An 11,591-nucleotide genomic window follows, 5' to 3' on the forward strand; every position below is an offset into this window, starting at 1 on the left:
ACTCGGTCTTGCCCGGCTTCAGATGGCAGTCCGTACACATCTCGTTGTAGTCCTCACCCCCGGCGAGCAACAACCCCGAGTCGTCGAGCGGCGGCACTTCGATGTCGCGGATCGCGCGGGCGATGGAGCGCTCGCGCAGGGTTTCCAGTGCCCAGTAGGTCAGGCGGTTATGCGGCACGTCGGCGCCCATCGGATACAAACCCGAGTACAAGACGCCGAGCCCCGCCAGACCACCAAGCACAGCAACGACGAGCAGCGTTTTGACAGTCTTCATGGCTTATTTCCTCCGGCTCATTGCCCGTGCTTCGAGTGATCCATCCCGGGCATGGACGAGTGATCCATGCCTGGCATCGATTCAGCCTTGGGAACAGTCGGCCGCGCCAACGGGCCGGAGGTCGACTTCACATAGGGCTGCCGGCGTTCGGGGCAGCCGAAGTTCGGGTCCTTGCTGACCACGCGCGCGATCTTGTCCTTCGGAAAGCGATACCAGCCGGGATCGGTGAAATCGCCGGGCTTCTGGCCATCGCGGACCTTGACCACCGTGAACATGCCGCCCATCTCGATCGGCCCGAACTGGCCTTCGCCAGTCATCATCGGCAAGGTGTTTTCTGGCCCCTGAAGCCCCATCGACACATGACCGGCGTGTTCGGCCATGCCATTGGCACCCATCGCGGCATAGCCCGGCAGCATCTGGCGGATGTCAGCTTCAACGCCGCTCTGATCGACACCGGCCGTGTTCGGCACGACATGGCCCATCGGCCCCATTGTGTGATGTGCCATGTGGCAATGGAACGCCCAGTCACCGGGTTCGGTGGCGACGAATTCGATGTCGCGCATCTGGCCAACGCCGACGATCTCGGTCACTTCTCGCCGCCATTGATTACGCGGCCAGCGTCCGCCGTCGCTGCCGGTGACCCAGAACGGATTGCTGTGCAGGTGGATCGGGTGATTCCACATCGACAGATTGCCCATGCGAATCCGCATCCGCTCGCCGGTTCGCATGACGAGATTCTCGATCGCTGGGAATACCTTGCTGTTGAAGGTCCACAGATCGAAGTCCTGCATCACCGCCGGGTCAGGGCGATAGGTGCCGGGATGCAGCGCCCAGTTATGCAGCAGGAAGGCGTAGTCCCGGTCGATCGTCACTTCTTCACCGGCCTTCGGGTGAATGATGAACAGCCCCATCATGCCGAAAGCCATCTGGGTCATTTCGTCGGCGTGCGGGTGATACATGTGGGTGCCGTGCTGCTTCAGCGTGAACTCGTAAACGAAGGTTTCACCGGGATTGATGTGCGGCTGATTCAGCCCACCAACGCCGTCGTAGCCGCTCGGCAAGTCGATGCCGTGCCAGTGGACGCTGGTCCATTCCTTGAGCGTGTTGGTGACGAAGATCCGCACGCGGTCGCCTTCGACCACTTCGATCGTCGGCCCCGGCGTGGTGCCGTTGTAGCCCCAGCAGATCGCCCGCGAGCCGGGCGCGAATTCGTGCTCGATCTCTTCAGCAACCAGGTGGAATTCCTTGACGCCGCCGTTGAGCTTGTAGGGCAGCGTCCAGCCGTTCAGCGTGCGCACCGGCAGATAGCCCTGCGGATGACGGCGCAGGGCGGTTGGCGGCGGCTCGGCGGCGGCCGGCATCGCTTCAGCCGCCGGCATCTTCATACCGGCCATGGCCGACATGTCATGGCCTTCATGCTGTGCCTGGGCTAGGCGAGGCGCGCCGGCCATCAGGCCGGCGCCTCCCGCAAGCTGCAGCAGGTGGCGTCGCGTGAGCCGCTTGGGAGTGGTCTCGTCCATCAGTGACTCCCGTGGGCGTCAGGCGCCGGGGCGGCGGGCGCGGCCGGGCTGGCCGGCATCGGCATCTTCGAGTGGTCCATGCCTTCCATGCCCTTCATGTCGTCGTGGTTCATCGCGCCGCTGCACTTGGCCATCATGGCTTTCATGACCGGGTCCTTCGGGTCCATCTTTGAGTGATCCATGTCCTTCATCGCCGCGCAGTCAGGGGCCGCCTTGGCTGCCGCCGCTTCCTTGGCGTGCTCCTTGGGGTCATGGGCATAGGCGAGCGGCATCGAGACGCTCAGCGCGAGGATCGAGAGAAAGCGGGTGCTGTGGTTCATGGCAAAACTCCAGTGGGATCGGCGCGATGCGCCAGGGATGAAAGCTTCAGTGCTCATGCGAGGTCTCCGGTGTGGCTGCCGGTTCGCTGTTGTTCGGGGTGCCGTGATCCATGCCTTTCATCGGCATGTCTTTCATGTCGTGGCCGGCATGCGGATCGGGGCTGACAGGGGCTGCGCTACCGGCTTTTCCTGAGCCCTTGCATTGCTCGCGCATCGCTTTGACGACCGTCGGGTCGAGCTTGGAAAGGTTCATCTTCTTCATCGCCGCACAGTCCGGCGGTGCTTCCGTTTTCATCTCCATGCCGCCCATGTCATGGCCGGCGTGGGGATTGCTCGAAGCCGGCGCTGCTTCGGGAGTGGCTGGCTTTCCCATCTGGGAGTGGTCCATACCCTTCATGCCAGGCATGTCCTTCATGTCCATGCCGGGCATCTTTTCGGCAGGCGGCTCCTTCCCGGCCATGCCGCCCATGTTGTGGCCGGCGTGGGGATTGCTCGAAGCGGGCGCCGCCTCGGGGGTGGCTGGCTTTCCCATCTGGGAGTGGTCCATGCCCTTCATGCCGTCCATACCCGGCATGTCCTTCGACATGCCACCCATCGAGTGCTGGTTGTGATCCATGCCGCCGCCCTTGGGGACGATCAGCTGGACCGGATCGAGCACCGGCTGCCCCGTCTGGGCGCTGCTCGGAAGGTTCCGACCGACAGCGCGGGCCAGCTCAGTACGGGCCATCCAGTAGTCGCGTACCGATTCCAGATAGCCCGCGTAGGCGTCGTACTCCTGCTGCTTGGCGACCAGCAGTTCAAAGATGCCGATGAACATGAAGTTCACCTCCTGCTGCATCCGGGCGACGACTTCTTCGCGCTGCGGGATCAGCTGCGTCCGGTAGCCGGTAGCCCGTGCCTTGGCCGCCATGACCTGCGCCTGAGCCAGCTTGATGTCGTTGGCACGATCAAGCACCAGGCTGTCGAGTTCGGCTTCCGCCTGCTGAAGCTGCGCTTGCGCAGCAACGACCCGACCGCTGCCCCAGTTGAAGATCGGGATGCCGAGTGACAGTGTTGGGCCGTCGTTGACGCTGCCGTCGTAATCCTTCTGCTGCTGGTAGCCGATCTGGATGTTGTCGACCAGGCGGGAATGGCGCTCCAGCCGGTAGCGGCCGGCGAATGCCGCAGCGCGCTTGTCGGCTGCTGCAACATCGAGTCGCCCGTCGACCGCGAGCTTCAGCAGTTCGTCGGTCGAGTCTTCATCGACCAGCGGCTCGGCCAGCCGGGCATCGAGTACCCAGCGGTCGTCAACCGTCGAAAGTCCCATCAGGCGATTGAGCGCCGACCGCGCTTCGACAGCTTTTGCCTGAGCGCCGATTAAATCTAGGTAGGCCTGACTGGCGGCGGCCTGTTCCAGCGCCAGCTCGCGCTTGGGCAGGGTGCCGGCATCGACAAAGCGCTGAGCTAGATCAGCCGAAGCGCGTGCCGCCTTCGAGACGGTTTCCCGCATCACGGCAAGCTGCTGGGCACCGACAGCTTGGTACCAGGCACGCTCGGTGTCGGCGGCCAGATTGATGGCGACGGAACCGACCGACAGCTTCGCGGCTTCGAACTGGGTGTCGGCATAGCGTTGGCGGGCCGGCAGAAACAGCAGGTCGATGAAGCTGACGGCAACGCCGAGCGTGATCTGACGCGCGACCGCATCGGGTGGCCCCGGCGTCAGCAGCGCGAACGAGAACACCGGATTGGCGAGGCGGCCCGCTTCGTAGACATCTGCTGCCGCGAAGCCCAGCCGTGCGGTTTCGGCACGGACCGACGGGTTATTAACCAGCGCCAGTTGCACAGCAGCGGTGGCGGTCAGCGGTTTTTCGAGCAACTCGCGGTTGAATGTTGCGATGTCTGAGGGCTGCGGAAGCGCCCGGCCGCGGTCGGCCGTGAGCTTCGCAACTTCAGGGCGTCCCCAGTCTGCGGGAAGGCTGGTACAGCCAGCCAGCGTCAGCGCGAGCAGGCTCGCGGACACGGAAAATCGAATGGAAAACACAAGAACCTCCAGACCAACCTGACGACGGGGCTCCAGAAAAACTAGGGAGAACCCGGTGAGCGAGGCGTCGAGCGGCAACGGAAGCCCGTCGCCGCCGACTGCGGCTTCACATCAGGCGATACTGGGTGGACGCAACAGACCTGACCCATGTGCTGCGGTCAGACGGACGACGATCACAGGCAAGCGAACACCGTTGCCTGAACCCGCCAACGCGAAATGTGATGATCGCGCCACAGAAGTCGTGCCATGGCTGGCGCAATGACCGATCTGGCACGAGCAGTCGCAGGTGCAGCCGGAGCCATTTTTTGTCGGAGCCTTTGCAGCACCGTCGTCAGGCATGACGTGACCGGCCATGTGATGGCCCTTGTGCGGGTCATCAGCCGACTGGCTGGCCGCCCCGTGAAGCGAAATCCGCGGCGTGTGATCGCACTTGCCTCGGGCCATCCCACCGGCTGCCTGGAGCGAAAAGCTCAAGGCCAGCAACACGGTCAGCAAGGTGCGAAGCAAGGACATAGCGATAGTCTGAACCGAAATCGGCGGGGTGTGCAACGACATAAATAAATGGCTGCGGCACTTGCACAAGCACTTGGCAGATAGGCCAATCGACTTGCAGTCGAGATTGTTAACCTTGGACCGTAGTCCAGAGTCAAGCGGTGGCATCAAGTTTTCTGCGCAACTGCCGACGATCAAGCGAAGCACCTGCTGGACCTCTGTCCCCCACATCTCCACTTGGTGAGGTAGAACTGCCTTTCTCCGCCGCTATCCCGTTGAGCGCGGCCGAAATCCGATGCGTACCGCTGAGCTGCTCGATACACGGTGCGCCCAAGAAGATTCACACAAAGCAGGGCACAAAGATGACCCAGGTCGACAGCGTGGACTACCCCCATAAGCCCGCTACCGAGTCGCGATCACGGCCAATGACAATGGCTGCGCAACGACTTCGCAAAGCCGTGATTACATGTCACGACAATCACTGCTCACGACGTATGAGAAAGAACGCGTATGGAACAGGATTGCGTGCAGGCAGACCTTGCCAGCGGGTGGACCGGCCAGCATTCCGTAGACAGTCAGCTGTCGCTCAACGTGTTCTGCCCCGCAGGTTACGAGGCGCGACGAACCCGCAAAGCCTCCGCGACGAACCGCTCGGAATGGGCGTCCCACAGCTCCTTGGATAGCCGAAGGGCTAGGCGCTGATCATCGACGTCTATGCCGAAGACGCGGTCGATCATCGCGGGCCATAACAAGGCAGAAACATGCGCCATTCCAAGTTGCAGAGATCCGACTTCGGCGATGACGGCGATCTCATTGGTGTCTGGCAGGCCGTACATGGACCAAACGATTTCGGGATATTCCTTGTCGATAAACCCCGAGCCGTAATCGCTGGCCGCCTCGCCGCTGAGCGCGATGCTGACTCGCACCGCGACCTCTTCCGGAGACTCCTCGCTCATGACCGGAACGCTGCAGCGGGTCCCGGATAGCCCTTGCGCCGACGATAATGCTCGGCGTGGGCGCCGAGAAACGCCTTCATGGTCTCGCGGTACTGCAGCACCTCGGCTGGCAGCTCTAGAGACAGTTCTCGGGCGATCGCGACCGCATATTTGAGTTGCTTCTCGGTTGGCGGAAGCAGTTCGCCTTCGAGCAAGGCAGTCACCAAATCGACAATGCGCCGCGCCAGATCATTCCGGCCCCGCTCGTCAGCTACTTGTGGCTCGGCCTTGCCTATTACCTGCAGCAGGCGCTCTTCGATGTGCCCCTCGAAGGGGAGAGCCAGGCAAATCTCGGAATCCTCATACGTCAATCGAAAACACACGCGCTGCCCTCAGTCCTGTCAAAAGTTCACGAAGCACGCACCCGCCGTACTTCTCTCGCAATTCGGACTGTCCGCTGTGCGTCGAGAAACTTACCTTGCCGCCCGCATACAGATGACTACGGAACCTAATCGGTTCAGGTATCCGCCTAGAATCTCAGACTATAGTCCGTAGATCAATAGTCGTCGGAGAGCCACTGTCGCCCGATGGCGGCTAACTCTCAGAAGCGCAACCCTGTTGCGATCGCGTTCGGCGATGTGCTCAGAGCCGCCCGTGCGCAGGCCGGCATATCACAGGAAGCCTTGGGGCTGGCTTGCGGGATTGATCGCACCTACGTGTCCCTCCTTGAGCGCGGGGAACGCCAGCCGACACTCAGCACGATATTTGCGCTGTCACGGCAACTAGGCGTGGCGGCTGATGTTTTAGTCGCCAGAACCGGCAAAGCGTTGCCGAAATAGGCTGTCGGGATCGTGCCAGCGACCGCAACCTAGAACGGCCCTTCACCATCTGCGCGGTCCGAAATGCGCCGGGCGGCCACCGAGGATGCAAGGAGAATTCGCATGGTGCGCCGATGGCCACCTTGGTCCGTTCTGGCAGTCACCCTCGATTCAGGACATCGGTGGCCACCCGGCGCATTTTGCCGCTAAGCATCGGTGGCGCATTTTGGCCTGGCCACAGCTGGCTCATTTTGAGTGGCAATCCAGGGATCTGCGACAAAAGTTGCTGGGGCATTATCGAATGTAGGCCAGCAAGTCGATCACATCGTGTCTTCGTTCGCACTCGCTCACACCCGCAGAACTGAACTGACATGAGAACTATCGAGTTGATTTTTATTACATCGGTGTAGCATTGACGTAATGAATACTAATGATCGGCTGAAATCTGTCGATGCGAGCATGTCCAGTTGGCAGTTGGGTGCGCCCGAATTGTCCGCACAGGATGTCCTGCTAATGCGCCTGCTACGGGTGGCGAGTCAGGGCATTACGGCCTGCGTTGACCCCGTGCTGCGCTCCGCCGGGCTGACTGAAAGCTCGTACCACACGCTGATCATCGTTATGGCGGCTGGCGTCGAAGGCACGACCCCGACGGCGCTGTGCACGCAGGTCGGCCAGGCCGCGGCCAACATGACGCGCATCCTAGAAGTGCTGCGCGGCGAAGGACTGATCGACATCAGGCTGGATTCCCGGGATGGTCGGCGACGGCACGTCTTCATCACCAAACTGGGTACCTCGGTCGTTCAGGGCTACGCCGGGCGGCTCTCGCCGATTGTCAGCGCCGCACTGGCCGGAATTTCGGCCAAGGACAAGGCCACGTTCGAGCGACTGTTGCGCGCCATCGTGGCATCGCTAGACAAGGCCGAAGCGATGGCAGGCGGCGCCGCATGAACACCATCGGCAGCCCTCCCTTGAGTGGTTGCCGCGCACGATCGGATGCAGCCTGCAACGGCAACGCAAGCCGATTTTTCGTAATGATTCTGTTGATCGTCACGAGCGCACCCGCCCGGTCGGCGAACGGCATGAACGCGCCGGGCAATGGCACCGTGCAACTCGGGATGGCCGGTGCCGGAACGGCGATGGTGGAGGACGCATCAGCGACCTTGCGCAACCCGGCGGCTGGCGCATGGTTGCCGAACAGTCGCTCATTCGATTTAGGGGCCGCGATTCCCGATGGCGGATTCCGGGCCAGTGATCTCGGGGCCAATTCGCCGTTCGGATTGATCGATCTGGCACCGGGACAATCAACATCGGTGACCGGCGTATTCCCGGTGCCGTCGTTCGCACGGAACTGGCGGATCAATGATCAATTCGCGGCCGGTTGGGGTTTGACGGCCTCCGGACTCGCGACTGAATCCAGCGGCAGCACGGCGACCTTGGCACGGGGCGTTCCTGGCTTCGAGGCCCGCTGTAATGGCACGTTCGGCGGCGGTCAGCCTTTGAGCGTGGCTACCGATTTGCTGCGTCTGTGCGGGCGCTCGCAGGACAAGCTGGGCGTCGGATTGATGCAGGTACTGATTTCCGGACATGGCGCTTACCGGATAAGCCCCACTCTGTCGATTGGCGTGGCACCGGTAGTTGCGCTGCAGCTACTAAAAGTGAAAGGCCTAGGGGCCTTTGCCGCCTTTTCCAATGAGCCGGACCGTGCCACCGATAACGGCAATGACTTTTCCTACGGTGGCGGGATTCGAGTCGGCGTGCTTTGGGAAGCGCTGCCGATTGTCGGCATCGGGCTGGCCTATCAGTCTCGCATCTATACCTCGACCTTCAATCGCTACAGCGGAGCAATCATCGGCGGTTCGCTGGACTTCGCGCCGACCCTCAATGTCGGCCTGCAAATTCGTGTGGCTCCGGAGCAGCGTCTGCTGTTCGATATCGAGCACATCGCTTACAGCAGTATCCGGCCGCTCGCCAATACCGTTGACCCGCAACGGTTCACCGATACCTGTTTCGTGCCCCGGCTGATCGGCCGATCATTGCCCAATCCGCCGGCACTGGACGGCTGTCTCGGCAGCGCCGACGGGCCGGGCTTCGGCTGGCAGAGCGTGACCGTCTACAAGTTCGGTTATCAGGGCCGCCGTGGGCGACTGAGCTATCGGGCCGGTTACAGCTTCGGCGGCAACCCGCTGATTGCCGATCAGGCGCTGCCGGCGGTATTCGCGCCGGCCATCACTGATCAGCACGCCAGTGTCGGTCTGTCCTGGCGCTGGTCGCAGCGGCTGAGCCTGAATTGGGCGCTGATCTATTCGGTGGCAAATCACATGCGGGTTCGCAATGTCTTCAGCAACGCCACACCCACCGTGTTGCACAACGGGACGCTGGTGGGATTCCGGGTCGACGAAGACCCGAATGACCAGGTGATCGACGCTCATCTGAGCGTCTGGCAGTCGCAGTTCGGGCTGGCCTGGACGTTTGACTGAGCTGCGCCCCCGTCTTCAACGCCGTTCTTTCCAGGCCTTCTTAACCGACAATGCCCCACTCACTTGGCCGTACCTTGCTCACCGTATCAGCGGCCTTGCTCCTCGCTGCATGCAGCAAGGACCCGAAGCCCGTTGAAGCGCCTGCCGCACAGCATTTCGATGTCGGAACCGAAGTGGTGCTGCGACGCGAGCTGCCTGCGGTCTACACCAGCACCGGCAGCGTGGTGTCTGACGAGCGCGTCGACATCACTTCGCGGATTGCCGCCTATGTGCGCAGCATCGAGGTGCGCGAAGGCGAACGGGTCCAGCGGGGTCAACGGCTGGCGACGCTCGATAGCAAGGATGTCGACGCCAGCATCCGCGCGGCGCTCGCCAATCGGGACCAGTCCGCCGCGCTGAAGAAGGACGCCGAAAAGGATCTGGAAACCAGCGAAAGCCTGTTCGCTGGCGGCGTGGTGACCACCACCCACGTGCGCAAGACGCGCCTGCAATTGCAGGCGGCCACCGAAAGTCTGGCAGCCGCAGAAGCGGTACTGGCACGCGGACAGGCCGAGCGGCAGTACACCAGCATCCTCAGCCCCGTTGCCGGCGTCGTGGTCGCCCGGCAGGGGCGGGTGGGCACGGTTGCGGCGCCCGGTGTACCGCTGGTCACAGTTGAATCCGATACCGCGTTGCTGTTCGCCACTCAGGTTGCCGAACAGCGGGTCGTCGGCGTGCATGTCGGTGATCCCGTGAAGATCACTATCGATGCACTCGGTCAGACGCTGACCGGCGAGGTGTTACGTGTGGTGTCGTCCGGCAGCGCCGTGACCCGCGGCTTCGAGGTCAAGATCGCACTTCCAACGACGCCGGGACTGACGCCGGGGATGTTCGGCCGCAGCGAGTTCCAGGTCGGCGAGCATCCAGAGATCGCGATTCCGTCGGTGGCACTGATTGATCGCGGCGGTCTGAGCGGCGTCTATGTCGTCGATGACGACGACCATCTGCATTTCCGCTGGTTGCGGACTGGGCACCAAGTCGGCGACGCGCAGCTCGTGCTGGCCGGGCTCGACGAAGGCGAGCGGATTGTCAGTGCGCCGACCAGCCGCATGCGGGACGGCGACCGGATCACCGCAGCAGCCGGGCCGTCCCGGTGAGCGCCACGCCCAGCGCAGCACCGAGGCGTGCGCACCATGTCTGAGAGTCAGCTGAATTCTGCAGGACGGGTTGCCAGGATCTTCGTTGACTCCAAGCTGACGCCCCTGTTCGTGGTCGCCGTATTGCTGCTGGGCACGTTCGCCGGCCTGATCACGCCGCGCGAGGAGAATCCGCAGATTCTGGTGCCGGGAGCGCAGGTCGCCTTCTATCTGCCGGGTGCCACGCCAACCGAGATCGAGCACCTGATCATTGCGCCGATGGAAGCGGTGGTGCGCGAGATCGAAGGCGTCGACCATACCTCGACGATCGCCACTGCCGGCATGGGCCAGATCCAGGTGCAGTTCCATGTCGGGGTCGACAAGGACCAGGCGATCACCCGGTTCAGCCAGCGGATCGCCGCCAACCGTCATCGTCTGCCGGCGACCACGTTGGATCCGGTGATCCAGCAGATCGATGTCGACAATGTCGCGATCGTCACCGTCACGCTGGCATCCAATACCTACGACGACTACGCGCTGCGGCGACTGGCCGAGCGGATGGCTGAGCGTCTGAACACCATCGAGCAGGTGTCGGTGGCCGAACTTCTCGGCGGCCGCACGCGCGAACTCCGCGTCAACCTCGATCCGGCACGGCTGCAGGCCTACGGTCTGACCCTGAACGACGGCGTGGCGATGATCTCGGCCAGCAATGTTTCCGCCATCGTCGGCCAGCTGGTCGACGGTGGCAGGAATCAGACCGTCTACCTGAAGGGCCAGCTGAATTCGCTGGAAGAGGTGCGCCATTTGCCCCTGCAGGTACACAAGGGCCAGTTGATCTACCTTGATGACATCGCCGAAGTGGTCGATGGACCGGCCACCGAGCGCGATCAGATCACCCGGTTCAGCTTCGGGCCTGGCGATCCGCGTCACGGCAACGCGAGCACTAGCGGCGAAATGGCATCGGTCACTCTGTCGGTGGCCAAGAAGCCGAATACCAACGCAGTTGCCGTCAGCCGAAAAATCCTGGCGATGGTGGCGAAGATGCAGGCCCAGTTCGTCCCGGCCGACGTCAGCGTGGTGACCACTCGCAACGACGGCCGCGATGCGGATCACACGGTCAACAGCCTGATCTTCGACCTGACCATCGCGATCAGTTCGGTACTGCTGGTTCTGGTGCCATTCCTCGGCATCCGCCAGGCCATGATCGTCTGCCTGGTGGTGCCACTGGTGCTCGGCTTGACCTTGGCCGTGGACATGTTGCTCGGCGTGACCATCAACCGCATTTCGCTGTTCGCCCTGATTCTGGCGCTGGGCATGCTGGTCGACGACGCCATCGTGGTGATGGAAAACATCCATCGCCATTACGAGATGGGTAACGACGACCGCAGCGCCGTCGCCGTGCTGGCCACCAACGAAATCGGCAAGCCGACCACCATCGCGACAATTACCATCATCCTGGTGTTCGCGTCGCTGAACATCCTGTCCGGCATGAATGGCGCGTTCTTTCACCCGATCGCCTTCAACGTGCCGGTTGCGATCGGGGCGTCGCTGGTGGTGGCCTACGTGGTGGTGCCCTGGGCCTGCAATCGCTGGCTGCATCAGGGACAGGGCGCGCCGGCT

Annotated in this window: 10 protein-coding genes and 1 pseudogene; 5 read left to right on the forward strand and 6 right to left on the reverse strand. The window is 62.6% G+C overall.

Going from position 1 to position 11,591, the window contains the following annotated elements; all coding sequences use genetic code 11:
* The 6 genes and pseudogenes from QZY06_RS10475 to QZY06_RS10500 form a co-directional block, all read right to left on the reverse strand.
* Nucleotides 1–274: pseudogene (locus QZY06_RS10475) on the reverse strand (cytochrome c); the annotation flags it as partial.
* Nucleotides 275–291: 17 nt separating this feature from the next.
* Nucleotides 292–1,635, reverse strand: a complete 1,344-nt coding sequence (locus QZY06_RS10480) for a multicopper oxidase family protein (RefSeq protein WP_367275612.1) — start codon at nucleotides 1,633–1,635, stop codon at nucleotides 292–294.
* 158 nt (nucleotides 1,636–1,793) lie between these two features.
* Nucleotides 1,794–2,114, reverse strand: a complete 321-nt coding sequence (locus QZY06_RS10485; protein WP_295683815.1) for a hypothetical protein — start codon at nucleotides 2,112–2,114, stop codon at nucleotides 1,794–1,796.
* Nucleotides 2,115–2,160: 46 nt separating this feature from the next.
* Complete coding sequence (locus QZY06_RS10490; protein WP_295683818.1) at nucleotides 2,161–3,969, reverse strand: TolC family protein; 1,809 nt, start codon at nucleotides 3,967–3,969, stop codon at nucleotides 2,161–2,163.
* A 1,265-nt stretch (nucleotides 3,970–5,234) separates the two neighbouring features.
* Nucleotides 5,235–5,582 carry a hypothetical protein gene (locus QZY06_RS10495; protein ID WP_295683821.1) on the reverse strand — a complete coding sequence of 116 codons (348 nt, stop codon included), beginning with the start codon at nucleotides 5,580–5,582 and terminating at the stop codon, nucleotides 5,235–5,237.
* Entirely contained in the window at nucleotides 5,579–5,932 is a 354-nt protein-coding gene (locus tag QZY06_RS10500; RefSeq protein ID WP_295683825.1) for a hypothetical protein, read from the reverse strand. Before QZY06_RS10500 ends, QZY06_RS10495 begins: the two co-directional genes overlap by 4 nt.
* Before the next feature lie 216 nt (nucleotides 5,933–6,148).
* Between QZY06_RS10500 and QZY06_RS10505 the strand changes: the two genes are divergently transcribed.
* The 5 genes from QZY06_RS10505 to QZY06_RS10525 form a co-directional block, all read left to right on the forward strand.
* Nucleotides 6,149–6,400 (forward strand): helix-turn-helix transcriptional regulator, encoded by a 252-nt coding sequence (locus QZY06_RS10505; RefSeq protein ID WP_295683827.1) that lies wholly within the window; start codon nucleotides 6,149–6,151, stop codon nucleotides 6,398–6,400.
* A 438-nt stretch (nucleotides 6,401–6,838) separates the two neighbouring features.
* Nucleotides 6,839–7,327: a MarR family winged helix-turn-helix transcriptional regulator gene (locus QZY06_RS10510; RefSeq protein WP_295683830.1), complete on the forward strand. Its 489-nt coding sequence runs from the start codon at nucleotides 6,839–6,841 to the stop codon at nucleotides 7,325–7,327.
* Entirely contained in the window at nucleotides 7,324–8,856 is a 1,533-nt protein-coding gene (locus tag QZY06_RS10515; RefSeq protein WP_295683833.1) for an OmpP1/FadL family transporter, read from the forward strand. The genes QZY06_RS10510 and QZY06_RS10515 overlap by 4 nt, the downstream gene beginning before the upstream one ends.
* 95 nt (nucleotides 8,857–8,951) lie before the next feature.
* The gene (locus QZY06_RS10520; RefSeq protein WP_295683835.1) at nucleotides 8,952–9,992 is read left to right on the forward strand and encodes an efflux RND transporter periplasmic adaptor subunit; all 1,041 of its coding nucleotides are present in this window, start codon (nucleotides 8,952–8,954) and stop codon (nucleotides 9,990–9,992) included.
* Between the two features lie 36 nt (nucleotides 9,993–10,028).
* A partial coding sequence (locus QZY06_RS10525; protein ID WP_295683838.1) for an efflux RND transporter permease subunit occupies nucleotides 10,029–11,591 on the forward strand: 1,563 nt, incomplete at its 3' end.

It is taken from the genome of uncultured Nevskia sp. (genome assembly GCF_903885465.1).
GTDB lineage: Bacteria > Pseudomonadota > Gammaproteobacteria > Nevskiales > Nevskiaceae > Nevskia.